The sequence below is a fragment of the Pseudoalteromonas qingdaonensis genome (genome assembly GCF_038739665.1).
Classification (GTDB): domain Bacteria; phylum Pseudomonadota; class Gammaproteobacteria; order Enterobacterales; family Alteromonadaceae; genus Pseudoalteromonas; species Pseudoalteromonas qingdaonensis.
Genome location: NZ_JBCGCU010000010.1, coordinates 58,225 through 82,907 on the forward strand (window position 1 = coordinate 58,225; position 24,683 = coordinate 82,907).

General features: G+C 47.8%; 26 protein-coding genes and 1 pseudogene. 14 read left to right on the forward strand and 13 right to left on the reverse strand.

What is annotated here, in order from left to right; translation table 11 throughout:
• The first annotated feature begins 9 nt into the window (after nt 1–9).
• From WCN91_RS10310 to WCN91_RS10325, 4 genes are all read left to right on the forward strand, one after another.
• Nucleotides 10–744 (forward strand): 1-(5-phosphoribosyl)-5-[(5-phosphoribosylamino)methylideneamino] imidazole-4-carboxamide isomerase, encoded by a 735-nt coding sequence (locus tag WCN91_RS10310; RefSeq protein ID WP_342678745.1) that lies wholly within the window; start codon nt 10–12, stop codon nt 742–744.
• Entirely contained in the window at nt 726–1,505 is a 780-nt protein-coding gene (hisF, locus tag WCN91_RS10315; protein WP_342678747.1) for an imidazole glycerol phosphate synthase subunit HisF, read from the forward strand. Before WCN91_RS10310 ends, hisF begins: the two co-directional genes overlap by 19 nt.
• Nucleotides 1,496–2,104 (forward strand): bifunctional phosphoribosyl-AMP cyclohydrolase/phosphoribosyl-ATP diphosphatase HisIE, encoded by a 609-nt coding sequence (gene hisIE / locus WCN91_RS10320; protein ID WP_342678749.1) that lies wholly within the window; start codon nt 1,496–1,498, stop codon nt 2,102–2,104. Before hisF ends, hisIE begins: the two co-directional genes overlap by 10 nt.
• 143 nt (nt 2,105–2,247) lie before the next feature.
• Complete coding sequence (locus WCN91_RS10325; protein WP_342678751.1) at nt 2,248–2,754, forward strand: hypothetical protein; 507 nt, start codon at nt 2,248–2,250, stop codon at nt 2,752–2,754.
• A 186-nt stretch (nt 2,755–2,940) separates the two neighbouring features.
• On the opposite strand, the gene WCN91_RS10330 is transcribed toward WCN91_RS10325, so the two are convergent.
• Both WCN91_RS10330 and WCN91_RS10335 read right to left on the reverse strand, forming a co-directional pair.
• Nucleotides 2,941–3,126, reverse strand: a complete 186-nt coding sequence (locus WCN91_RS10330) for a class I SAM-dependent methyltransferase (RefSeq protein ID WP_342678753.1) — start codon at nt 3,124–3,126, stop codon at nt 2,941–2,943.
• Nucleotides 3,127–3,409: 283 nt separating this feature from the next.
• Nucleotides 3,410–4,297 carry a LysR substrate-binding domain-containing protein gene (locus WCN91_RS10335; protein WP_342678755.1) on the reverse strand — a complete coding sequence of 296 codons (888 nt, stop codon included), beginning with the start codon at nt 4,295–4,297 and terminating at the stop codon, nt 3,410–3,412.
• Between the two features lie 128 nt (nt 4,298–4,425).
• Here WCN91_RS10335 and WCN91_RS10340 point away from each other — a divergent pair, with 128 nt between their 5' ends.
• Both WCN91_RS10340 and WCN91_RS10345 read left to right on the forward strand, forming a co-directional pair.
• Nucleotides 4,426–5,406, forward strand: coding sequence for a TDT family transporter (locus tag WCN91_RS10340; protein ID WP_342678757.1), 981 nt, complete (start codon nt 4,426–4,428; stop codon nt 5,404–5,406).
• Between the two features lie 172 nt (nt 5,407–5,578).
• Nucleotides 5,579–5,683: pseudogene (locus WCN91_RS10345) on the forward strand (transposase); the annotation flags it as partial.
• 227 nt (nt 5,684–5,910) lie between these two features.
• On the opposite strand, the gene WCN91_RS10350 reads toward WCN91_RS10345, so the two are convergent.
• A complete protein-coding gene (locus WCN91_RS10350; RefSeq protein ID WP_342678759.1) occupies nt 5,911–7,680 on the reverse strand; it encodes a M61 family metallopeptidase in 1,770 nt (589 codons plus the stop codon).
• Nucleotides 7,681–7,872: 192 nt separating this feature from the next.
• Between WCN91_RS10350 and WCN91_RS10355 the strand changes: the two genes are divergently transcribed.
• From WCN91_RS10355 to ilvN, 7 genes are all read left to right on the forward strand, one after another.
• The gene (locus WCN91_RS10355; protein WP_342678761.1) at nt 7,873–9,453 is read left to right on the forward strand and encodes a GGDEF domain-containing protein; all 1,581 of its coding nucleotides are present in this window, start codon (nt 7,873–7,875) and stop codon (nt 9,451–9,453) included.
• 25 nt (nt 9,454–9,478) lie between these two features.
• Complete coding sequence (ppnN, locus tag WCN91_RS10360; RefSeq protein WP_342678764.1) at nt 9,479–10,822, forward strand: nucleotide 5'-monophosphate nucleosidase PpnN; 1,344 nt, start codon at nt 9,479–9,481, stop codon at nt 10,820–10,822.
• 13 nt (nt 10,823–10,835) lie between these two features.
• Complete coding sequence (locus tag WCN91_RS10365; RefSeq protein ID WP_342678766.1) at nt 10,836–11,639, forward strand: 5'-3' exonuclease H3TH domain-containing protein; 804 nt, start codon at nt 10,836–10,838, stop codon at nt 11,637–11,639.
• A gap of 61 nt (nt 11,640–11,700) precedes the next feature.
• Entirely contained in the window at nt 11,701–12,093 is a 393-nt protein-coding gene (locus WCN91_RS10370; protein ID WP_105201407.1) for a DUF3192 domain-containing protein, read from the forward strand.
• A gap of 268 nt (nt 12,094–12,361) precedes the next feature.
• Nucleotides 12,362–13,369, forward strand: a complete 1,008-nt coding sequence (locus WCN91_RS10375) for an isocitrate dehydrogenase (protein WP_342678769.1) — start codon at nt 12,362–12,364, stop codon at nt 13,367–13,369.
• A gap of 605 nt (nt 13,370–13,974) precedes the next feature.
• On the forward strand, nt 13,975–15,699 hold the full coding sequence (locus WCN91_RS10380; RefSeq protein ID WP_342678771.1) for an acetolactate synthase 3 large subunit: 1,725 nt from the start codon (nt 13,975–13,977) through the stop codon (nt 15,697–15,699).
• On the forward strand, nt 15,699–16,196 hold the full coding sequence (ilvN, locus tag WCN91_RS10385; protein WP_342678773.1) for an acetolactate synthase small subunit: 498 nt from the start codon (nt 15,699–15,701) through the stop codon (nt 16,194–16,196). The genes WCN91_RS10380 and ilvN overlap by 1 nt, the downstream gene beginning before the upstream one ends.
• Nucleotides 16,197–16,384: 188 nt before the next feature.
• On the opposite strand, the gene WCN91_RS10390 is transcribed toward ilvN, so the two are convergent.
• From WCN91_RS10390 to WCN91_RS10405, 4 genes are all read right to left on the reverse strand, one after another.
• Nucleotides 16,385–16,699, reverse strand: a complete 315-nt coding sequence (locus WCN91_RS10390; protein WP_342678775.1) for a hypothetical protein — start codon at nt 16,697–16,699, stop codon at nt 16,385–16,387.
• A gap of 184 nt (nt 16,700–16,883) precedes the next feature.
• Nucleotides 16,884–17,216 (reverse strand): immunity protein Imm33 domain-containing protein, encoded by a 333-nt coding sequence (locus WCN91_RS10395; RefSeq protein WP_342678777.1) that lies wholly within the window; start codon nt 17,214–17,216, stop codon nt 16,884–16,886.
• Between the two features lie 76 nt (nt 17,217–17,292).
• Nucleotides 17,293–17,685 carry an ankyrin repeat domain-containing protein gene (locus WCN91_RS10400; protein ID WP_342678780.1) on the reverse strand — a complete coding sequence of 131 codons (393 nt, stop codon included), beginning with the start codon at nt 17,683–17,685 and terminating at the stop codon, nt 17,293–17,295.
• 710 nt (nt 17,686–18,395) lie between these two features.
• Nucleotides 18,396–19,277, reverse strand: coding sequence for a cold-shock protein (locus tag WCN91_RS10405; protein WP_342678782.1), 882 nt, complete (start codon nt 19,275–19,277; stop codon nt 18,396–18,398).
• 298 nt (nt 19,278–19,575) lie between these two features.
• Here WCN91_RS10405 and WCN91_RS10410 point away from each other — a divergent pair, with 298 nt between their 5' ends.
• Nucleotides 19,576–20,547, forward strand: a complete 972-nt coding sequence (locus tag WCN91_RS10410; protein WP_342678784.1) for an integron integrase — start codon at nt 19,576–19,578, stop codon at nt 20,545–20,547.
• A 204-nt stretch (nt 20,548–20,751) separates the two neighbouring features.
• On the opposite strand, the gene WCN91_RS10415 is transcribed toward WCN91_RS10410, so the two are convergent.
• The 6 genes from WCN91_RS10415 to WCN91_RS10440 all read right to left on the reverse strand — a co-directional run bounded on the left by WCN91_RS10415 (nt 20,752) and on the right by WCN91_RS10440 (nt 24,651).
• Entirely contained in the window at nt 20,752–21,027 is a 276-nt protein-coding gene (locus WCN91_RS10415; protein WP_105201414.1) for an HU family DNA-binding protein, read from the reverse strand.
• A gap of 122 nt (nt 21,028–21,149) precedes the next feature.
• Nucleotides 21,150–21,680 (reverse strand): DUF3833 domain-containing protein, encoded by a 531-nt coding sequence (locus WCN91_RS10420; RefSeq protein ID WP_342678787.1) that lies wholly within the window; start codon nt 21,678–21,680, stop codon nt 21,150–21,152.
• The gene (locus tag WCN91_RS10425) at nt 21,677–22,177 is read right to left on the reverse strand and encodes a chalcone isomerase family protein (RefSeq protein WP_342678789.1); all 501 of its coding nucleotides are present in this window, start codon (nt 22,175–22,177) and stop codon (nt 21,677–21,679) included. The genes WCN91_RS10420 and WCN91_RS10425 overlap by 4 nt, the downstream gene beginning before the upstream one ends.
• Before the next feature lie 14 nt (nt 22,178–22,191).
• Nucleotides 22,192–22,701, reverse strand: coding sequence for a DUF2878 domain-containing protein (locus WCN91_RS10430; RefSeq protein ID WP_342678791.1), 510 nt, complete (start codon nt 22,699–22,701; stop codon nt 22,192–22,194).
• A complete protein-coding gene (locus WCN91_RS10435) occupies nt 22,673–23,938 on the reverse strand; it encodes a class I SAM-dependent methyltransferase (RefSeq protein WP_342678793.1) in 1,266 nt (421 codons plus the stop codon). The genes WCN91_RS10430 and WCN91_RS10435 overlap by 29 nt, the downstream gene beginning before the upstream one ends.
• Nucleotides 23,938–24,651, reverse strand: a complete 714-nt coding sequence (locus tag WCN91_RS10440) for a DUF1365 domain-containing protein (protein ID WP_342678848.1) — start codon at nt 24,649–24,651, stop codon at nt 23,938–23,940. The genes WCN91_RS10435 and WCN91_RS10440 overlap by 1 nt, the downstream gene beginning before the upstream one ends.
• Nucleotides 24,652–24,683: the final 32 nt, after the last annotated feature.

The window sequence follows — 24,683 nt, forward strand, 5'->3', positions numbered from 1 at the left end:
GGACGCATTATGATTATTCCAGCATTAGATGTATTACAACAACAAATCGTGCGTTTATTTCAGGGCAAATACGACACCGCCCAGTTCTATCCCTTTGACCTGGCCGATCGGCTAATGGAATACCAACAACAGGGCGCACAAAAGCTGCACTTGGTTGATTTAGAAGGGGCGCGAGATCCAAGCAAGAAGCAATGGCGACAAATTCAGGCCGCCACCAAGGCGCTCAGCGTCGGCTATCAGGTCGGCGGCGGCATTCGCAGTGGCGATGACGTTGAGCAGTGGCTCACAGCTGGCGCCGCACAGGTGGTGATTGGCTCAAAAGCGGTCAATAACCAACAAGAAGTGGCAAGCTGGATAAATCAATACGGTGCACCGAAATTTGTCATTGCCCTGGATGTGAATAACACCGAAAAGGGCTGGATGCCCGCCACCCATGGCTGGTTGGAAAGTGGTGATGTCTCCTTGTTTGAGCTTATCGATTTTTACGCTGAGATGGGGGTGAAAGACTTTTTATGCACCGACATCAGCAAAGACGGCACCATGAGCGGCCCTTCCTTTACTTTGTACGAGCAACTGCAAGCGCATAACCCCAATCTACGCATTCAGGCCTCCGGTGGTGTCAGCTCGTTGGCGGATATTCGTCGCTTAAAAGAAATTGGCACCCAAGGGGTGATCTTGGGCAAATCCCTGCTTGATGGCGCCTTTACGGTTGAGGAGGCATTAGTATGTTATCAAAGCGCATAATCCCCTGTTTGGATGTTAAAGACGGTCAGGTCGTTAAGGGCGTTCAGTTCAAAGGCCATGAAATCGTCGGCGATATTCTTGAGCTGGCCAAGGCCTATAGCGATGCCGGCGCCGATGAGCTGGTGTTTTATGAAATCAGCGCCAGTGTGGAAAAACGCCTACTTGATGTCAACTGGGTCGAGCATATAGCCCGCAATATCGATATCCCGTTTTGCGTTGCCGGTGGCATCAAGTCCGTCGCCGATGCGGCGCGGGTGCTTGAAAGTGGCGCCGATAAAATCAGTATCAATAGCCCGGCCATTGCCCGTCCCGAGCTTATTCGCGAGTTACACGACGAATTTGGCAAACAATGCGTGGTCGTCGGCATCGACAGCTTTTTTGATGCCCAAAGCGGTGAATACCTGGTGTATCAGCTTACCGGCGATCCCAACAGTTCATCGCGCACCCGCTACAATACTCTGGAATGGGTTGAGCAAGTGCAAGCTCTCGGCGCCGGCGAAATCGTACTAAACTGCATGAACCAAGATGGTGTGCGCAAAGGCTACGACATTGAACAATTAACCAAAGTACGGGATATCTGCCATGTGCCCTTGATTGCCTCCGGCGGCGCTGGAAAAATCAGCGACTTCAGTGAGGTTTTTAAAAAGGCCCAGGTTGATGGCGCCCTGGCCGCCAGTGTATTTCATAAGAACTTGATAAATATTAACGAATTAAAACAACACCTAGCCGATAACAAGATAGCGACTCGATTATGCGAATAGATATTAGCAATGTAAGCGATGTGAATTTTGCCAAGTGCCCTTTGATCCCCGCCCTAGTGCAGGACTTTATTACCGGGCAAATTCTCATGCAGGGATTTATGGATCAGGCGGCGCTTACCCACACCCTGGAGCAGAAAAAAGTCACCTTTTACTCACGTTCCAAGCAGCGCCTGTGGACCAAGGGCGAAAGTTCCGGCCACTTTTTACAGGTTGAAGCCATCTACACCGACTGCGATCAGGACTCGATTCTGATCATGGCCTATCCTCAAGGCCCCACCTGCCACCTGGGCACCCAAAGTTGCTTTGGTGACGCCAAGCCGAGTTTGGGCTTTTTAGCCGAGCTGGAGCAAATCATCATCGACCGTAAGGATGCGGATCCACAAACAAGCTACACGGCGTCGCTGTTTGCCAAGGAGCTTAGCCGCAGTTGCCAGAAGGTAGGCGAAGAAGGGGTTGAGGTTGCCTTGGCGGCGATGAAAAACGACAATAATGAGCTCACCGATGAAGCCGCCGATCTCCTGTATCACTTAATTGTGTTGCTGCAACGCCAGGGATTGTCCTTAGGGGATGTGGTGGCGCGGTTGCAGTCTCGGCATTAGTCGGGTCAGCGCCCCAAAAAAGCTGCACTTATAAGTAAATAGCTGTTTAGGTGGGCAATTATTCACTCTCTGGGTGTTTTACATTGCCACACCGCCCAGAGATTTTGTATGCTTAGACCACTACAAATAAGGACCTGTTTGCCATGAAAGCAATTTACCCAGCATTAGCGGCCGTTATTCTCCTCGCCGGCTGCGCCAGTCCAGCGCAAAAACAGCAACAAACCTATGTCGATAACCTTTCATCTTGCGATAAAATTCAGGCACTTATGTCGGCCTATGACAATCAGTTTGATGGTTTGAAAATGGCACGCACCCAGTCGAAGTTTATCGACAGCTGGCAATCCCGTTACCACCTAGTTGGCGAGAGCTGCCAGATCAGCGCCCTGCACGAGCGCACCTATGCCTATAGCTGTCAGCAAACCTACGCGGATAAAGACGCAGCTCTGGCAATCCACCAAAAAGCATCGGATTTTACCCGCCAATGCCTGGGCGAAGGCTGGTATGAGCAACAAAAAGAGTCTGAAAACTCGCTGCGCACCACCTTTGTAAAAGACGATGAGACTCCGTCTGTGTCCATCCATACCGGCAAGTCGCTGTCGCGCAAAACCCCTTGGATGACGTCGTACGATATCGGCAAGGTAAACAAATAACGCCTAAATGCACAGCAGAAAAAAGCCGAAGTCAGTCTTCGGCTTTTTTGTTGAAGTTCACAGCAGCTATGATGTTCTAGATTTTATTCCGCAATTTTACGAGCCTTGACCCCATACACCAAAAGCACTTGCTGGCCGTTATGTAATTTCTGATAACCACGACCGGGCACCGGCTATGGTCTGGGCTCACAGAGTTAAATCTGGTAACCAGCAAATGGTGCTGTAGGAGGTAAACACTAGATCGTGCTGCTGGGTATTTTCCTGACCAAAGCGATAGATATCCGCTTCGATAAACTGAGCGTCCAGCCCTAAGGCATGCTTCAAGGCGTTGGCCTGGGCAATGGCTTTAGAGGATAAATCGACACCGGTCAACTTTGCGCCCAGGCGTGCTCAGGACAGGGTATCCTGACCAAAGTGACATTGCAGTTGAAGCAGAGACTTACCGGTCACATCACCTACCTGCGTTCAATGGGATTAAGGGAACAGCGGCCATTTTTAAAAGCCTCAACACCGTAATATTCAGACGCTACATGCACCTGAGTTCTTTTATCCCAGGCGGCCTTATTGATTTGCAAATAATCCATGGTGTTTCCTGTTGTTATAATTTCACCCGTTTGCTTGCATCAGATTAGCTCGCTACCAACTCAATTATTTTTTACTCTCCGGACCAATTCTCACAAAAGCGCATAAACTGCTTAAGTAACGGGCTTTGATATTTTTCTTTATGGTATAACAGCCAATAATCCCGTGTAAGTGTGATTGGCAAGTTCAATATGCTCACCCGCTTTAACTGCTCTGCCTGGCTCAAGGCGCGGCGTGACAAACAGGTAATGCCGAGCCCGGCGGCGGTGCTGTTAATAATGGCCGAGGTGCTATTGAGCTCAAACGCCAGTTGCCACTGACTTAACCGGGCGCCAAGGTGATTTAGAAAGTATTCCCGGGTACCTGAACCGGGCTCACGCAACAACCACTGCTGCTGCTCCAGATCCGCGAATGTGGGCGCCGACAACTGCGCCAGCGGATGCTGCGGATGACAGGCCACCACCATCTCGTCGCCCAGCCAGGGAATGCTATGGAGCTCACCATGGTGAACCCTGCCCTCTACCAGGCCGACATCGAGCTCAAACTCACACAACCTCTGGCATATCTGCGCGGTATTGGCGATATACAAGGTCTGCTCGAGATGACCCGACGTGGCACGAAAATCTCGCAATAAAAACGGTGCTACCTGATTGCCTAGGGTATCACTGGCACCGATGTTTAACTTGCCGGTAACTGCACCCTGCTGACTAAACAAATGCTCAATATCCTGACTGCGCGCCAGCAATTCATCCGCAAGGGGCAACAAACGCCGCCCCTGCTCATTGATCAGTAAGCGGTTATTGTGACGATCAAAAAGCTGCTGTCCCAGTTGCTTCTCAAGTTCACTCAGCGCCATGCTCACCGCCGGCTTAGATAAACATAGCTTGTCGGCGGCGCTGGTGATGCTGAGCTCCTGAGCCACGGCCACAAACACCCGCAATTGTCGTAATGCAATATTCATGACGCCTCTATTCAGTTTTACTTAAAGATATGCTCAATATTTTAAAATATATTAAACCAACATTTCCCCTTACACTAGTGCCCAAATCGCGCGACTCGCCGATGGAATAAACACGCAAAGGGGAAAGCATGACCATAAGTAAACGACAGTCCCGGTTAACCAAGGTACCGACTCCCTTGTCAGGGTTAGCCCTGGGAATAGCCTCGTTGGGCTGGTGTTGGGAAAACGCCGCCGCTTTGAACGGCCTGGCGCAAGCCTCGGGGGCCTTAATTGCAACGGCGTTATTGCTGCTGGTACTGGCCAAGTTTCTCACTCATCCCCTTACCTTGCGGGAAGACTTGCGTCATCCGGTGACAGGGAGCGTGTTACCCACCTTTACTATGGCCACCATGGTGGTATCGAACGCCTTAGGCGCGCTCTCCCCCGTACTCGCTCAAGGACTCTGGCTAGCGGCCGTGCTGTTGCACTGCGTGTTCTTCGCACTGTTTGCGTACCACCGTTTAAGCGACTTTCAACTTGAGCACATGGTGCCAAGCTGGTTTATCCCGCCCATCGGCATTATTGTTGCTGACGTCACCTTTCCCGGCGGCACACTGCGCCCTATAGCCGAAGCTTTACTGATTTTTGGTATGGCCATGTATGCCCTGATGCTGCCGCTTATGCTCTACCGCTTGCTCTTTAATGAGCAGGTTGCCGATGCCGCCAAGCCCACCCTGGCCGTGCTGGCAGCGCCTGCGAGTCTGTCACTGGCCGGTTATCTTTCCTTGGTTCACAGTCCTTCGCCGCTGGTGATAGGTGTGTTGCTCACCTTGGCGGTACTGATGACATCCGTGGTGTATCTGGCATTTTTTAAGCTCCTTCGCCTGCCCTTTAGCCCAGGTTACGCAGCCTTTACCTTTCCGCTTGTAATAGGTGCCACAGCGCTGTTTAAAGTCGCGGATTGGATGACAGTCACTGGCTGGCAAGCAAGAGGAATTGGTTGGGTGACATCCTTGGCCCAGCTTGAATTAATGGTAGCCACCTCGATTGTTGTTTATGTCTGTGGCTGCTATTTACACCATTATCGCCCCCAGCCAAGCGAGGTAAAATCTAGCGCAACGCCCATTTGATGCCCGTCATAGGGAAGCGCCATGGCGCTAATAAACCTGGGTGGTGAACAGCACTAAAAAAAGCACTCCTAAGATAAGGAGCGCTTTAACTGAGGTCAGTGATTACCACCATGACGTGCTCCAATAGATTCACACAGCCAGTTAAGGGATAATTATCTCAACTGGAGTGTATATGAAAACGCGAAAAAGCTATTCAAAAAAATTCAAACTGGACGCTGTTAGTCTAATTACAGAACAAAATTACAAAATTGCTGAGGCAGCACGTAGTCTTGGTATTAGAAAATAACTAAGACACCCATTCTAAAACAACATTTAAGGTGGGTGTCTAGGTAAATAACCACCGCCTAAGTGCGTTTTAAAGGAATAACTCTAGATGTCGGTGCTCTATGTTGACACCTCAACTAAGCTGCATTTGAAATAACCTAGACACCCACTCTAAAACAACCTTTAAGGTGGGTGTCTAGGTAAATATTAAGGTGGGTGTCTGCGTAATTATCTGTGTAATTAGTCGCCTAATTCAACGCCCATCCAGGCTTTAAATAAAGCTAGTTGCTGCGGCGTAGGTGCTTTTACCGGCTGAACTTTGGCACCCTTATCATAGTCCTGCCCTAGGGTAAGGCTCACTTGTTGTAAACGGTCGCGACGGAAGAAGCTGACCGACACCTTATCACCCGCACTGTACGCACTTAAGGTGGTAGCTAGGTCGGTACTTATGCGGCGACCGTCAATGGCAACAATTAGATCGCCCGCAGTCAATCCAGCCTGCCAACTTGCGCCGCCACGGCGTACATGCTCAAGCCTCAACAAACCCTTGTCGGTGCTTATATTTACATCCAGCGAGGCAATCGGTTTAGCATCTTCCGGATAAACGCGCTCAAGGCCGACTTTATTTAACAAGGCATCAAAGTCTAAATTCATGGGCGCGTCCACATTGTCGGCCCACCAGTCGGTGTAATCCTGAGCGCTCAGCTCGTTCAGGATGGCAATCACGTCTTGCTCATTAAAACCCTTGGGCAATTTATGCCTGTTATAGAGCAGGCGGTGTACATCGCGGTAACTCACCTGGCCGTTTGAATCACTCAGCAGCTTAAGGTCCAAAGCCATAGACAGCAAAGAGCCTTCAGAATAAATATTGGTGCTGTAGTTGCGACCATGATCGCCACCTTGATTAATCCACTTATCAAAGCTGGTATGGGCAGCGCTTTGCACCTCACGCCCCGGCGTTTTAAGGTGAGTGTTAATGCGCTTACCCAAGTCTTTAAAAAACTCTTTCTTGGTCATTAAGCCCGAGCGTAGTAAAAGATGATCTTCCAAATAACTGGTGGAGCCTTCCGCTAACCATAATAAGCGCGTGTAATTCGGCGCGACATAGTCATAAGGCACCATGCCTTCAGGGCGATAGGCTTTAACATTCCAGGTATGGATAAACTCATGGGCAGCGGTGGCAATAAAGCCCAAATAGTCTTCACGCTTGGCAAACTTATCACGGTGGCGCTGAATTATGGTGGAGTTAAGATGCTCAGTGGCGCCACGCGCACCCGATGTAGCATGAACCATAAACACATAACGCTCATAGGGGTAGTCATCCCACACCACATGACCGGTTTGCACCAGGGTTTTAAGATCCGCCACCATCTTCGCGCTGTCGTAATTGCCTTCACCCCAAATAACCAGCTCATAGTCGCGGTTATCAACCTTGAAGCTATGCAATTCGTTAATACCCGTCTCAATCGGCGAGTCCACCAACACATCGAAATTGGCTGCGACAAACTCATGCTGATTCTTGCCCTTGCTCATTCCCGAAACCGAGCGCCAGCCCTCAGGTACTTCCAGTTGTACAGTCACAGGGTCATTGCGCGTCGCCTCGCTGTACATAAAAAAGCCAGAGGCATCAATAAACGCATGGGTGTCATCGATATGACGGGCGCGCAAACCCAATTCATTAGCATAGACCTGATAATTCAAAGTCACGGCGGTGGGCTCGTTTAAAAAGATACGCCAGGTGCTTTTATCAATCTTTTGCCATTGCAGCGCATTGCCCTGAGCGTCGGCGGCATTGAAATAACGCACGCCGTTGGCCAGATTGAGTATGTCATAACGTCCGGTGCGCCAGGCCGGGAACTTGGCATCTATATAACTTTGCCCAGTTTTGGCAAAGCTGACACTGACGTCTCCCAGGTGATGAGCCCCTTGGTCGATGGAAATTTGATAATAGGTCGCGGCCTTTGCCGCCGAGGAAACCAGCAGCATAGCCGCAACTAGGATTTTTTTCACTGCACACCTGTTGTTTTGTTAGTTTGCGCGCAGCCTAACAAAGCACAGGTATCGTCACAAAACTTTGCGTTCAACTACCACAGAGCTCTGCGATTCATTCGAATACCTTGCTCCCAACACAAACTCAAACCAAATCCTTACTCCTTAATTTTTCGACAAAAAACTGATACTTAATCAGTATTTGCAATAATTATGTTGTACACTGGAAATAATAATAACGAAAAGGGACAACAGGGCGTGTCGGAACAGCTTGAAACTTTAAGAAAAAAGTTGCTTTCAGCCATTTCGCAACGACAGACCATAGAAGTGACGCGACAGGAGCAGGTCGCGACACTTGCGCAATTTATCGCGAAGTTATCACTCGTCTGCAAAGGCATTGATCTTGAGCTGGATAATCGCTTGGCCAGTTTTCGTAAGCAATTAAGCCAAGGTGGCAATTTTCAGGAACTCGGGCCCATTATTAACGAGCTCACCACCCTGCTCGCCCGCCATGAAGCCAACCTTGAGTCACAGCTACGTCAGTTGTATAGCTGTGTTAACCAGGCCGGAGTCAATTTACAACAGCGCAAGGGCTTGCCCGGCGAATCGCGTCGCACCCTAAGAGACTTGCTCAACAAGCATTTGCAAGATGTGCAAACGCCGCTGGATTTTATTCCGGTATTCGCACGTCTGATCTACATCTATGACGAAGTGCTCAATGCCTGTAATACCGCACAGGGCGACGCCTGTCCCCAAGTAGTTGCTCATTTTGCCGCTGAGCTGACACAGCTAAGCGTTGAGATAAGTGTCCAAGGCGAGTTTGCTGAGCAAATGCGTACCCTCAAGCACAACATTAATGCCGCAACCGAGTTCGAGCAGTTATTAAGCGCCAGTATTGAGCTTACCCGTATTATTATCACCAGCTTGAGTCGCGAGCGCAGATCGGCGCAGCACTTCCTCGCAGCACTCAATCAAAGCCTCGGCGAATTACAACAACTGCTCACCAATACGGTGGATAAATCACGTCAACTCGATAGTAAAATCTCCGCCGTTTATCAGCAAATTGACGAAAATATCAACCAGTTAAGCCAGCACACCGAATTGGCTACCAATATCGCCGAGCTTAAAAACACGGTGGAATCGCGCCTGGCTAACTTAACCGCGCAATTGCTTAATAAAGAGCAGCTCGAAGCCGAGCATCGCGATACCCTGCATCAGGGCCTGCAATCCATGCAGTCGCGAATGCAGGACCTAGAGCAGCAAGTGCAACAATATGAGGCTTCTCTTGAGCGCCAACGCCTGATGAATATGCAGGATGGACTCACTAAACTTCCCAATCGTCTTGCCTTTGATGAGCGCTTTGATTTGGAGTTCAAGCAATGCCAACTCAATGCCGCTCCCCTGTGTTTAGTAGTTATTGATGTCGACCACTTTAAGCTCATAAATGATACCTATGGCCATAGCGCCGGCGATAAGACCTTGCTGGTGCTCGCCTCGGCAATGAAAAAAGCCATTCGCAGCAGCGACTTTATCGCCCGCTACGGCGGTGAAGAATTTGTCTTGGTGATGCCCAATGTCGATTTGGAAAATGTAGTGCGACCGTTGGAAAAACTACGTACCAGCGTAAAAAGCATCCCCTTTAAATTTAAAGATAAACAGGTGCAGATCACCATCTCTATCGGTGCCACTCAGGTCAAAGCCAATGACACCGCTCTTAGTGCTTTCGACCGTGCCGATCAGGCCTTGTACGAAGCCAAACACGCCGGCCGCGATCGTTTAGTGGTCAAGCAATAGCCAAGTTTAAGTAAAGGAGTAGGCTATGAAGATACAGCTCAACCCAACCGGGGTACTCAACTTACTTTCGCAATTGGAAGTAGATTTACTGGAACAATCAACCACCGACCGCTATCGGTTGTTTCGCAACTGTGCGCTGGCGGTGCTTAACGTTGGCAGTCATACCGACTCCAGCGCCGAGATTTATGACAGCTATAAAGATTTTAATATCAGTTTGGTAGTGCGCGAGCGCGGCATTAAAATAGAATTAGCCAACCCACCGCAGACGGCGTTTGTCGACGGTGAGATTATTCGCGGTATTCACGAACATATTTTTTCTGTTATTCGTGATATTTTGTTTATTTGTCAAAGACATCACACTATGCACGAAGCCGATCCCAGAACCATCACGCACATGGTCTTTGATATGCTGCGCAATGCCAACGCCTTAGAAGTAAACACCGACCCTAACATGGTGGTGTGCTGGGGCGGCCATTCCATTAACGAAGTCGAATACCATTACACCAAGGAAGTGGGTTATCAGCTCGGTCTGCGTGGCCTGAATATTTGCACCGGTTGTGGCCCGGGCGCCATGAAGGGGCCAATGAAGGGCGCCACCATAGGCCATGCCAAACAACGTTTCGCCAAGCCCCGCTATTTAGGGCTGACCGAGCCGAGTATTATCGCCGCCGAGCCGCCCAATCCTATCGTCAATGAACTGGTGATCCTGCCGGATATCGAAAAGCGCCTTGAGGCCTTTGTGCGCGTGGCACACGCCATTATTATTTTCCCCGGCGGCGCCGGTACCGCCGAAGAGCTGCTTTATTTGCTTGGTATCTTGCTGCATCCGGATAACGACAAACAACAGCTGCCGGTGATCCTCACCGGACCAAAAGAAAGCCGCGCCTATTTCGATGAAATCGTCACCTTTGTCGGCGATACCTTAGGCCCAGAGGCATTGGAAAAATTCGAGGTTATCATCGACGACCCTGCTCTTGTCGCGCGCAAGATAAAACAAAGCATGCAGGATGTGCGCGACTATCGCCGCCAGCATGGGGATGCCTATTATTTTAATTGGACGCTACGCATCGACCCCGAGTTTCAAGCACCCTTTGTGCCTAACCATGACAATATGGCAGCATTGAATTTGCACCTAGACCAACCCAAACAACTGTTGGCAGCAAATCTGCGCCGCGCCTTCTCCGGCATAGTAGCAGGTAACGTCAAGGACGAAGGTATTCGCGCCATAGGCCAGCATGGGGTGTTCGAGCTATGTGGCGATCCCGAGCTGATGGGGAAAATGGATGCCCTGCTTAGCGCCTTTGTCACTCAGGGTCGTATGAAGCTGCCCGGCACCGCCTATATCCCCTGCTACACCATTCAGACTTAGGCCCTAACGCCATATGCAATTATTACTGATCGATGCGCTGAACCTGATTCGGCGCATATATGCCGTATGTGAAAGCCAATACGGTGCTCAAAGTGAACAAGCCATAGAGCAGGCCATTACCCGTGTGGAGCGAGCATTGGGCAAACTAAAGGCCCAGCACAAGCCCCAGTACGCGCTCGCTGCCTTTGACGGCGACAGCAGTTGGCGCTATGAGTTTTTCTCTGCTTACAAGGCCTCTCGTAAACCCATGCCCGAGGCATTGAGCAAACAGCTGCCGCGCTTTATCAATGCCATTAATGCCCAGCAAATTGCCGTGGTGCGCGCCGTTAACGAAGAGGCGGACGATGTCCTCGCTACCTTGGCCGCCAAGGCCAACAAACAAGGTATTAAGGTGGTGATAGTGTCCACCGATAAGGGCTACCTGCCGCTTATTGAACAGGGGGTCATGGTGTTCGACTACTTTACCCAGGCTGAGCGCAACGCCGCCGAGGTGCAACAAAAATACGGTATTGATGCCGCGCGACTGTGGCAGTATTTCGCCCTAGTGGGCGATAAAACCAATGATATTCCCGGAGTCAGCGGCATAGGTGCTAAGTCGGCGCAGGCACTGCTAAGCCAATATCCCAGCGTCGCCGATGCCCTAAACACTGAGCCCGATGGTAAGGTTCAGCAGCTTTTAGCTCGGCATTTGCCAGACTATGTACGCGCTTTGGCCCTGGTTTCACTGCGTACCGACATAGATTTGGGTATATCCTTAAAGCAATTACGTCTAAGCGCGGATGCGCCACAAATTACGCTACATACATCGCAAATTTAGCATTGCCAAAATGAACTAGGTATACTGAGCACAGCTGTTCGGCTCAAAAGGTAACAAACTGATGTGGACCAAGGTCTTAAAATACATAATTCTCGGTATCGGCGTCTATGCGGCAATAGCCACCTTGGTGATGAGCCTGTATAAGGACGACCCCGGCTCCATGGTGTGGCAAGACCGCGAAGCCTATAACAAGCGTTTTATCGCTAAGCTCGACTCCACCTCGCCTATGCATATCGAAGAAGTGCTAGCCACCTTGGGCACCCCAGATCTTACCTTTGTAAAGCGCCGCGGCGAGGATATCTACCAAATAGTGTTTTATCGCACCCAGCATGTTAAAGCCGATGGCATTACCACCAAAGACGAGTGCACTGGGCTATTATTTAAAAACAAAAAGCTACTTGTTTGGGGACAACAGGCCGAGCTGGCTTATGACAAGGTCGACTTACAATCCTAAACAGCAGCAATGCAAGCTGAGCGCCTATAACTAGCAATTAAAATAACTGAAAAGTGGCCGTAGCACCCAGTACAATTCATCTTATTTATAATGGAAATAACATATATATAAATGCCATATGCTGGAAAATTAGGGGCTTAACTGCTATAAATCGCCCTGAATTCTCACGTAAATTTCCGCCACCCTCATCAGCTTCTAATTACCCACAACAGCTTTGTGCGACTATGCTATGGGTGTCGGACTCTATCAGTTTTAAGGAAATTGTTAAATGGCTAAGCAAACCATTACTGTCATCAAAGGCGATGGCATAGGTCCCAGCATTATTGATTCAGCTCTGGAAATTCTAAACGCCGCCGGTTGTGACTTTGACTACGAATTTGTGGACGCTGGTCTGGCCGCATTAGAAAAAACCGGTGAGCTATTACCGCCAGAGACACTCGAAGCCATTGAACGCAACAAGATCACCCTAAAAGGCCCATTGACCACCCCGGTTGGTGAAGGTTTTACCTCCATTAACGTCACCCTGCGTAAGCAGTTTAACCTGTATGCCAATGTGCGCCCGGTTAAATCATTTGCCGGCACCAAAGCCCGTTACGATGATATCGATATCATCACGGTACGTGAAAACACTCAGGGCATGTACTCAGGTCTTGGTCAGGTAGTTTCAGACGATGGTAACGAAGCAGAAGCCATGTCAAAAATCACCCGCGAAGGTGCCGAGAAAATAATTACTTTCGCCTATGAGCTTGCTATTCGTGAAGGCCGTAAAAAAGTAACCGCGGTACACAAGGCTAACATCCTTAAATCAACGTCTGGCCTGTTTTTAAAGGTCGCCCGCGAAGTGGCGGCGCGTTACCCGGATATCGAGTCGGCTGAGATGATAGTAGATGCCGCCTGTATGAAGCTGGTTATGAACCCGGAAGAGTTCGACGTAATAGTAACAACCAACCTGTTTGGCGACATCCTCTCTGATCTATGTGCCGGTCTAGTCGGTGGTTTGGGTATGGCACCGGGTGCCAATATCGGTGAAAATGCCGCTATTTTCGAAGCAGTTCACGGCAGTGCGCCGGATATCGCCGGTAAAAACCTGGCCAACCCAACATCTGTGATCCTCGCATCTATTCAAATGCTTGAATACCTTGAAATGGGTGACACGGCAGAGCGCATTCGTGCGGCCGTGGCCGATGTGATCAAATCAGGTGACCGTACCACGCGCGACCTAGGTGGCGAGCATGGCACCACAGACTTCACAGCTGCCGTGATCGAACGCCTCTAACCCGGCATTCAACATAAAATATCTAAGCCAGCATCAGCTGGCTTTTTTTGTTCCAAAATCGGCACAAAAAGCAAGAAATAACCCCAAAAGACAAATTAATATTCACTATAAGAATATTTTATCCAAAAACCCATACCTCAGGGTTGACATAAGTTGTCCAAAAAACTAACAATAACTAGGGTCTGTTTATCTTTGCGGTTTACTTTATGTTCAATCTAAACGCATTCTGATCACGACGCTCGTTATGATGCATAGTCATTCTATGTTCATAGCGAGTAACACAGAGCAGGATGCGTTTAGATGAACCCGCAGGGCAGCGTTTGTAGCGCATTTCTACTGTGTTGTTACATGTTCATGTAGAATAACTACACCACACATGTGCCGCCTTGTATAAATTCACTACAAACTGCTGCAGAAACAAACAACAAAGGTCAACAGACCCTAGGTCACCTTTAATTTATATCTAGGTAATACTATGTCATTTATGTTGGTTCTCGTGGTTCTACTCGTGGTGGTCTTTAACCAGACTGCGGGGTAGGCGCGAGCCAACGATTAGGCTAAACAACCCCTGCCATTACGCGGGGGTTTTTTTTTGAGGAATGAGGATGAGTAAACAACAATACAACGGCGGTGAGCTGGTTGTCAGGGCGCTGAAGGAGTTGGATGTTAACTATATTTTTGGTTACCCCGGCGGCTCGGTGCTGGATCTTTACGATGCGTTATTCGAGCAAAACGATATTGAGCATATTTTGGTACGCCATGAACAGGCAGCCACCCATATGGCCGATGGCTATGCCCGCGCCACGGGTAAGGTAGGCGTGGTACTGGCCACCTCGGGCCCAGGTGCCACCAACTGTGTTACCGGTATCGCCACCGCTTATATGGACTCCATCCCCATGGTGGTGATCTCAGGCCAGGTACCCACTAATCTTATTGGCGATGATGCCTTCCAAGAAACCGATATTGTTGGTTGCTCTCGCCCCATAGTGAAACACAGCTTTAACTGCCGCAGCGCCGAGGAGATCCCCACCCTGCTTGCCAAGGCCTTTTATATTGCCAGCAGCGGCCGCCCCGGCCCAGTCGTAGTCGAGCTCCCCAAGGATATACTTAACCCGGCGACCAAGTTTGACTTTGTAATACCCAAAGAAGTAGCCATTCGCACCTATAACCCCAGTAAAAAAGGACACCCAAAACAAATTAAGAAAGCAGTCGAGGCTTTGCTAACGGCACAAAGACTGGTGATTTACTCAGGTGGCGGGGTGATCCTCTCCAACACCAGCGAACAACTAACCGAGCTGGTAGAAACCCTTAACGCCCCTTGCACCAACACCCTGATGGGCCTTGGCGCACTAAGCGGCGAGCACCCGAACTTTATCGGCATGCTGGGCATGCACGGCACCTTAGAAGCCAATAAGGCCATGGCCAATGCCGATGTGATTCTGGCCCTGGGCGCCCGATTTGATGATCGTGTTACCAATAATGTGCAAAAGTTTTGCCCTAACGCCACCATAGTGCATGTGGATGTCGACCCTACCTCTATTTCCAAAACCATCAGTGCCCATATTCCCGTGGTCGGCAGTCTAGACATGGTGTTGCCGCAGCTTTTGAGCGCCATAGCCAAGTCGGGGCAAAGCATTGACCGCCATGCCCAGGAAGACTGGTGGCGACAAATCAATCGCTGGCGCGAGCAAAAGTGTTTGAGCTACAGCCCGGGTGAAGAAAAAATTAAACCGCAAACCGTGATCGAAAAGCTCTACCAGGCCACCAATGGTGATGCCTATATCAGCTCTGATGTGGGCCAACACCAGATGTTTGCCGCCCAGTACTACCCCTTTAAAAAGCCGCGTCAATGGATCAACTCAGGCGGTTTGGGCACCATGGGCTTTGGCTTACCGGCGGCCATGGGCGTGAAGCTTGCATTTCGCGACCAGGAATCAATTTGCGTAACTGGCGATGGTTCTATTCAAATGAATATCCAGGAGCTGTCCACCTGCTTGCAATATAATCTGGCGGTGAAAATCGTCTCCTTAAACAACCGCTCCTTAGGCATGGTCAGGCAGTGGCAAGACATGCTCTATAGCGGCCGCCACTCGTCTTCTTATATGGAGTCCTTACCGGATTTCGTCAAGCTTGCCGAAAGCTATGGCCATGTAGGTATTCGCGTCGATCACCCCGATGAACTCGATGCCGCCATCGCAAAAATGATGAGCATTACTGATCGCCTGGTGTTTCTCGATGTGCGCGTCGATGAGCTTGAACATGTTTACCCAATGCAGATTAAACTCGGTGCCGTTGATGATATGTGGCTGAAAAAAGGAGTAAAAGCATAATGCGTCGTATACTTTCCATCTTACTAGAAAACGAACCCGGCTCCTTATCGCGCATCGTCGGCCTGTTTTCCCAACGCGCCTATAATATCGACAGTCTGGCGGTAGGCACCACGGACGATCCCTCGCTCTCACGCATCACCATCACCACGCAAGGGGGCGATCGGATGCTGGAGCAGATCCTTAAACAGGTGAATAAACTGGTCGATGTGCTTAAGGTGATAGACTTAACCGAGCAAAGTCATATCGAGCGCGAGCTGCTTTTGGTCAAGGTGATAGCCCAGGACGAAAAAACCCGCGCCGCGGTGACCCGGGTTGTGGATGTTTTTGGTGGCGCCATCCTAGATATGGGCCGCATCAGTTATTCATTACAACTGGCTGCAAGCACGGAAAAGCTGGAGTCCTTCCTCGACACCCTGCGCCATGAAACCGATATCATCGAAATGGTGCGCTCCGGCGCCATCGGCTTAGGCCGCGGCGATAAGGCACTAAAAGGGTAAGTAAAAATCGAAGCGGTACGTTCTGTACCGCTTTCTATGGCCAATGTCGAGGAGATATAAAGTTTCATACTTAAACTGTGCTAGGGGGCTGTTTTTAAGGTCAGCTCTGTGTCATTTTCGGACGGTAGTAACGCCCCACCGCTAATTGCCTTGCTAGCTGTCTAGAGTTTCAGGGGAAGGTCAATGTTTTAGTCTGCAAAACCTTCATTAACTATATGCTCGTTTTCAAACCAAATGTCGTAGCCCAAGTCACCCAAAATTTCGTCACCAAGAATCATTACTGCAATACTTTGCTGTGACTCAACCGTTATGCAAGCAACATGACTTTTTGAGGGAACTACAAAGGCATCATCCCAACCACAAGTCATTTCCTGAACTTCATTGTCGATATGCTCTTGATGTTTATCTATCCATGATAAATAGACATCAAGATCTTTGGCTTTAGGAAGAACGACTTCAGACCCAGGGAAATAGAACTCAATGTTTTTATAAATGAGTTCCAATTGACCTGACTTTTGATCATATTTCAGATCAAAATCATCTGTTCTTACTATTGGTTGCGGCTTACGTTTGAGTCAAAACATGGGCAATACATTTAACGCCGGGTTAAGGTGTGACGTGATGCGTGCCATACTGTGAGCGAAGCGAAAAAGAGCCAACTGTTACGAGTCCCGCTTCAGTGGCTTATTATATGCCGATTAACTCCAAATCTTGCCACACATCCTCGTAACCGTCAGCAATTAGAAACCTATACCCTGAAGGCAATGCCAAATAAGGTTCTATGTGAGAAAGGTAATTATTAATATGACTTACGTGTAATGGTTTGAAAAAGTCTGGATCATCGCTCCATTCTTCACCGCACCAAATATACCAACCACAGGTTCCATTTTCCGCTACTTGCCTAAAACCGTTTACAGGAAGTTTGCCAATAGTTTCAAGGGCAATGCCTAATTTATCAGTACCATTACACGGCGAATATTCCGCATTGAATTTGGCGCAAATGTCTTCCTGATTACTCATCGATTTCCTTAGGCATATAACACCGCCATATGGAGCGCAAGCCAAGCTTTTGCGTCCAATTGCCATTATGGCCTTGTTATATTTGCTTTGCACTATTGAGGTACTCAGCAATTAATTTTTTGTTTTGTTCATTTAAACGAGGTATGGAGCATTCAGCTAGCCTTTGTTTCGCTGTTTTTCCATTGTTATCTTTTAAATTAGGTTTAGCTCCATTAACAACAAGCAACTTTACTATATTTGGATAGCCAGCGGTGACAGCTCTGATTAGAGGAGTTGTATCCGAATAACTAGAATTCAAATCAACACCAGCTTTTATGAATAGGGAAACAATGTCTTCTGCCCCACACTGGATTGCCATAATCAAGGGCATTCCATTTGGATTTGCTCCAGCTTCAAGCAATTTTTTAGCTGATTCGAAGTCACAGTCAGCAGCTTGAATTAATGCATCATTCAATTCCCTTTGATTCAAAACTTATCCTCGATTCTGATTGCAAATATAACGCTCGAGTTAAGCCGACTTGTTAGGCGGCAGCCACCACTTGCCCAGACGCCTTGACGGTTGCGAAGTGCTCTACGAAGGCTGCGCAGTTCTGTCGGTCGCGACGCGCGATTCGCAGTCTGCATCGCCCGCCACGCAACCTTGGAAAGCTTTGGAAAGTATCCATCCTCGTTCCCTGCAACCAAAGCAGTGTGTAGGTTCCAAACAAGTAGGATCTAATGGCAATCGATGCGACATCTCTGATTGGAACTTCCACAATCTGATGCCTAAATTTTATTAGTCCGGTTAATGAGTCAACGATTTGGACCTCAAGTCTGATAGCTTCTTGATGCAGGGCCACTAAGCCATGGCCTTTTGCGAGGCCTTGCCAGATATCTGCAATAAAGAATGGAACAGTACTAACATGATCTCCGAGAACGGGAATGCTTGACGCAATTGACGGCTTAGTACGCCTCGTCAGAACAGCAATGGCTAGAACTATAACGACCAGTGCAGCGTAGAAGTACCATGCAGTGAGTACGTAGGTATACAAGAAGTCTAATATTTCGCGGACAATCATTGAACGGTCCTTGCCGCCTAACGCCTTGCTAAACGGCAGCCGAAGCGCAGCGTAGACTGTCCGGTGGAGGGCGCGCTTTTTGCGCCCGGAACGAATTTGAGCAACTTGTTAGCCATATTTATTAGATATCCTTGTATGCAACAAATTTACGAACCCGCGAGAAAGTATTTTTGTTAGATAAGCCTAACCTTCGACAAAGTTCTTTATAGTATTTTGGATCAATACCACCATCAAACTTCCATTGGCTTGAGTCACTTTCCATTTCTAATACCCCTGCTAAATTCTGATATTTATCGCCTAAGCGGTTATCAACAATATAACGTGAAACCTCATGGGATTTAGTCAATTTAACATCAAGGCCCTCTATTTCTTTAACTAATAACTCAAACTCAAAAATAGATGGGTCATCAAGTGCACACTCCCATTTATCTTTAGCTTGTTTGTATTCATACGTAACGTCAGCTAGTTTATTTTTAATGACTCTAAGTTCACTGCGCAACTCAGAACAGACAGTTTCCAAGCTTTCATATTCCTCTTTTGGAACCGTGCTCAGCTTTTTAAATTCATTCTGTTCTTCAATGATTTTGAGTTTTTTTATTTCTTCTTTCTTTATATTTCGCTGTAGGTTTAAATATTCAACATCCAAGCCTAATGAGGTTGATGCTAATTTAACCCAATCAGGCATACTATTAGTGATATCAAGCCAGTATAACTCTATTTTAGAGGTGAGTTCTGTAGAATCACTTGTTTCATTTACAATATCACTTTCTCTAATAGTATTCGTAACCTCAAACCCTTTTGGGCCTCGTCTAAAATTAAACCAAAAGTAGTATGACTCCTCAAGATCATCGGACTTCAATTTATTCGCAAATGATTTGTTTTTAATCACCGAAATATGAAAAAAGATAGAATCAACACTTTCATTACTCATGAGCACAGGTTTAACAAAACCAAAGCCCTTATCACAAAAATATTTATCGACCTTACCTAGAGCTAATGACATTTTATTCCTTTAATAATTATTAATAGTTTATAAATAAATTGATGTATTGAGTGTATCGATACTTTTTATATGGCTAACAATTTAATAGTGCGCAAATCGCGCATATTTCTGATTTGCAATCGCGCACTTTTCTGAATGAGTTAGTTTTAACAAAGTTGATAACTAGTTGCCAGCGTTATCAGAAATTTATGTTGTTAATTTTTTGAGCAAGATAAAAGTGCGCAATTTGCGCATTTTCTTGAATATGGGGGAAACTCCACTATAACTGTATATATTTACAGTATTTGAGGGCGATTTTATGAAAACACGTTCACCGTTTTTGAACTCCATTGCTGATTACATGTTAAGTCGGCATTATTCGCTTAGAACTGTTGAAACCTATTTAAAATGGATAAGTTCTTATATTCATTTTCATGGTAAGCGTCACCCGGCCTCAATGGGAGATAGCGAGGTGACTAATTATTTGGATCATATAGTACTCCAAGGAAATGTATCACCCCGGACTCAAGCAACAGCATTGAATGCATTAGTCTTTCTATACAAACACATCATTAAGAATGAACTTTCGTTAAATTTGGACTTTGTTCGGTCTAAAAAACAGTCCAAATTGCCTGTGGTGATGACACCAGATGAAGTAAAACAACTGATGAGTCATTTATCCAAAAGATATTACCTCATCGCAGGGTTAATGTACGGCAGTGGTTTGCGGGTTATGGAAGCTGTGCAACTTAGGGCAAAGGACATTGACTTTGACTATAAATGTATTCAGGTATGGAATGGAAAAGGCAACAAGCATCGAATTGTTACACTAGCTACAGAGCTGATCCCATTACTTAGGAATCAAATTATGCAGGTGGAAGAGTATTTAAAGTTAGATCTACAAAATGAACAATATGCTGGTGTTTGGATGCCAAATGCGTTAGCTCGTAAATATCCTAGCGCCAATAAATCACTTGCTTGGCAGTATTTGTTTCCTTCATTTAAATTAAGTGCAGACCCTGAGACAGGCGAGGTACGGCGTCATCATTTTCATCATACTTGTGTTAGAAAGGCGGTAAAAAAGGCGCTTAAGCAGACCAATATTACTAAGCTTATAACGCCTCATACCTTTCGCCATTCTTTTGCGACACACTTGTTACAAAGTGGGGCGGATATAAGAACTGTGCAAGCTCAGTTAGGTCATTCAGACGTTAAAACCACTCAGATTTATACTCATGTTTTACAGCAAGGCGCAAACGGTGTTGTTAGCCCTTTGAGCAAAATTTTCTAGCTTGTTTTGGACAGAAGTGAGTTAGCTTAATGACTGCTTTGAAAAAATATAAATAAAACTCAGAAGTATAGTGATCGTCAGCAATTCGCTCTCAGCAGCCCTCGAGTTTGAGCTTTTGTAACAGCTCACAGAAAGAGCTGTTTTGCCAAAAAACAGGCATAAAAAAAGGGCGTTAGCGCCCTTTTTCAACAGTATTCTTTACTATTAAGAATTAACTGAATCTTTTAGACCTTTACCTGGCTTGAAGCTAGGAATGTTCGCAGCCGCGATTTGGATTTCCGCGCCTGTTTGCGGGTTGCGGCCTGTACGAGCTGCACGCTCTTTTACAGTGAAAGTACCGAAACCAACTAGCGCAACAGAGTTACCGTCTTTCAAAGAGTCAGTTACTGCACCAGTGAATGCATCTAGCGCACGGCTCGCCGCTGCTTTTGAGATTTCAGCATCGTTGGCGATTTTTTCGACTAATTGAGCTTTGTTCATTGTTTGATTCCTATTCGTTATTTTTTTTGCCTTAGCAAGACCTATATTTAAGTATTTTTATTGACTTGGCAACTGCAAACCACACATTTTTGAGAAAAAACTTCATAAAAATGGGCTATTTGTTAACGTTTTTCGATAACTAGCGTGATTTCGCCAACTTCGACTCCAAACTTATCAATTGCGGTACGGTTGATCAACCTTGTTTCGGTGACAAGAAACATCCAGTCATCAAGGGCTACCGTGATGGTGTCATCGCCATAGGGGATACGCAAACTATATTGCCAGTGCAAGGCATTACCGACCACTTTCCCTTCGGCCTGTCCCACCACATCATCGGCGCGGCCAAAGACCTTTCCGTTTTCGCCCAGTTCCAGATACCAGACCCGGGTGCTTTGTTCTCCATCTTGCTCTCCACCCAAGTAATAAAACTGCTCATCAAGAATGCCCTTATTGCCTTCCCATGAGCCCTGCATATCGACTTTGAAACGCCGGGTGACCATACCGCTGTAGTCCTGGACTATGCCATAGGCCACCAACTCGCCGTTAAAAAAGCGCTTAAAGTCGAATTGCGGCTCTATGCCTTCATAATCCTCTACGCTAACGCTGCATGACAAAAGCAGCATGAGCAGCGGCACCATCAATAAATGTCTCATGGGCGACCTCCTAACAGTTGCGCCCTAAGCGCCGGCTCTGTGGTTTTTGGCGATAACCAAATAGCGGTGAAAGCCTCACTAAACGCTGGGTCGTCAACCCGCTGCAATAACTCACCATTGAAGTAAAAGGTTCCCTGGCCGTTGGCATCGGTCACAAAGCTTAGCGTATCGCCCGAGCAAACATCAGGCCATAAGCCTTTGAGTAGCGCTTTGTAGGTCCGCACATACTCGGGTCTATCGAGCTTACGCCATTGGTCAAAGGTGGCTTTGGTGATCTCGTCACCTTCGATATCTCGCAAATAGGTCAGTGATAAACGCATGGGGTGCTGCCCCTGGCGATAATCACCGGTATTTGTCGCCAGCTCGGCGTGGTAGATATCCCAAAACAGGTAGCGCATTACGCCCTCACCCACACCCTGCCACTTATCTGTGGTCGCCGTGGCCGGAAGCGCGAGCACAAAGGCCACAAACAGGATTGCACTTTTCCAAGCATTCATAACGGTGCTCCTTATCAACTCGTATGTGTCACTACGTGTTTAAGGTGCCGATTGATCACTATCATAAGGGTAAAAGTAACGGCCCAGAGGCCACCATAAAGAAGATAGAACTGCCACCAGGACACTCCTAAAGCAAAGATCTCAAAGTGCGCGGCGGTAATATAACTGGACGGGGCACAGAGCCAGCAAAGCAGCAAGCATTGCCACCAAGGCAGGCGCTTAATAAAGGCCAAAGAATGATTGATGGTAAGGATCAGTGCCAGCCACAGTAACAAAAGCCAGACCGGAACTGTGGCGTCGGCAAATTGCAGCAGCCCAAACCGCTGGGCCAGTGCCTCACATACAAAGGCCAGCACCAGGGTGATGCATAAATAGAAGTCGCGGCGACGTTCTGATGACAGCCACAACATGATAAGCAGACACAGTACCATAACCGGCAGCGCCCGCTGCTGGGCATAAAAAGCAGCCCACCAGCAAGTTTGAAACAATAAAAAGTTAGTAATGCAAAGCCAGCGCCGCGTCATTGGTTTTAAACCCTTGCTTGCGCGCAACTAGGTGCACAGTGCTGATGGCCCGTTGCCGAAATGCGCCTTCACAATAGCCCAGGTAGTAGTGCCAGAGACGGTAAAATTGGGCATTAAATTTTGCCCCCTGCAGTTGTGGCCAGGCTTTATCGAAGCGCTCACGCCAATCGGCCAGGGTGCGAGCATAATGCAAACCAATATCGTGCAGTTCATGCATCACCAACTCGGTGCCTTGGCGCAAATGGCGACTCATCTCATCAATGCTGACCAGGCAACCACCGGGGAAAATATACTGCTGGATAAAGTCGGTCTGCTTGACGTAAGTATGATACCGCTGATCCTTAATGGTGATGGCTTGAAGCAGCATGGCACCCTCGGGCTTAAGCAGGCTGTTACATTTAGCGAAGAAACCACCGAGGTATTGATGACCCACGGCTTCGATCATCTCGATGGACACCAGCTTGTCGTACTGCCCATCGAGTAAACGGTAGTCCTGTTTCAGCAAGGTGATCTTGTCTTCAAGGCCCAGGGTTTTAATCTTATTCGCCACATAATCGTGCTGCTCTTCGGAGATGGTAGTAGTGGTAACATGCACGTCATAATGACTCGCGGCATAAATGGCAAAGGCGCCCCATCCGGTACCAATCTCTATGACTGTGTCGCCATCTTTGAGCTGCGCACGCTCGCAAATGAGCTTGAGTTTATGTTGTTGTGCCTGCTCCAGGCTCGCTTCCTTGTGCGGATAAACCGCACAGGAGTACAGCATTTCATTACTTAAAAAGGACTCGTACAACTCGTTGCCTAAATCGTAATGGGCGACGATATTACGTTTTGAGCCGGCACTGGAGTTACGGTTACGCAAATGTTTAAGGCGATACGCAAGTCCGCTCAGCAGCGAAAAGCGACGCTCAAAAGCGTCCAGCTGTGCCTGGTTTAATACAAATATTTCAATGAGTTTGGTGAGATTGTCACATTCCCAGTGACCTTCAATGTAGGACTCCGCCGCGCCTATGCTGCCGGAAAATGCGAACGCCTGATACATCTTGGCGTCAACAACCTTGACCACAACTTTAGGCTGCGCTGACTTATCACCAAAAGCATGCACCGGCTCGCCACGCTCATGAATCTCAATACAGCCGTGTTCCAGCGTATTGAACGCGGCAAACACCAAACGCTTGGCCAATTTGGTTTTCCAGCTTACATTTGAATTTATTTTTACCTCGGTAACTCTATCCATCATTCTTTCCCAGGGTGAGCGTAAAAAGGCACACGTTTCAAAAATAGTTTAACTGCTTGCCAGTAAATCCCTTTGACTATGCTCAGGCTCATCGCGGGAAATCGCTTGAGCAGATCACTCACCGCCTGTTTTTCCAAGGTTCGGCGTTGCAGGCGCAGGGTGGCATCGAACAACAGGGTTTCCTGGCGCTTGTTCTCAATATGGATAAGCAAGGATTTGGGTAGCACTTTAACCACCCAGTGATAATGCATATCCAGATTCATAAAAGGAGATACGTGAAAGCGTTTCTTAAAGTTCACTTTAGTCCGTAGATCAACTAAATAATAATGGCGCTCGTTCCAGGGCGTATTGCTGACCTCTGCCATCATATGGGTAAATCCACTGGCGCCACGCCGTTGAAAAAAATAGAAATTGGCTGGCGAAAAATACACCCCAAAACAACGCAACTGTCCAAGCAAAAACACGGTTTCAACCTCGATACTGCTATCTAGCGTATGCAGTTGTTTAATTGCCCGAGTGGCTACGTCCCCTTCTTGCAATGGCACATAATCACTTTGCTTAAAGCGCAGTAACTTAGCTCTGCCTGTGCCCAGTAGAGGATGAACGCCGTCCAGTTGCTCTGGGTGAGCGAGGTCGACCCACATCATATAGAGCGGATAATGAAAATGATGAGACTTGGGCTCAAAGCGCCGATGGCGGATATCGCCCAGCATAATGGCGCTTTGCCACAAAGCCTGCTGCGTTA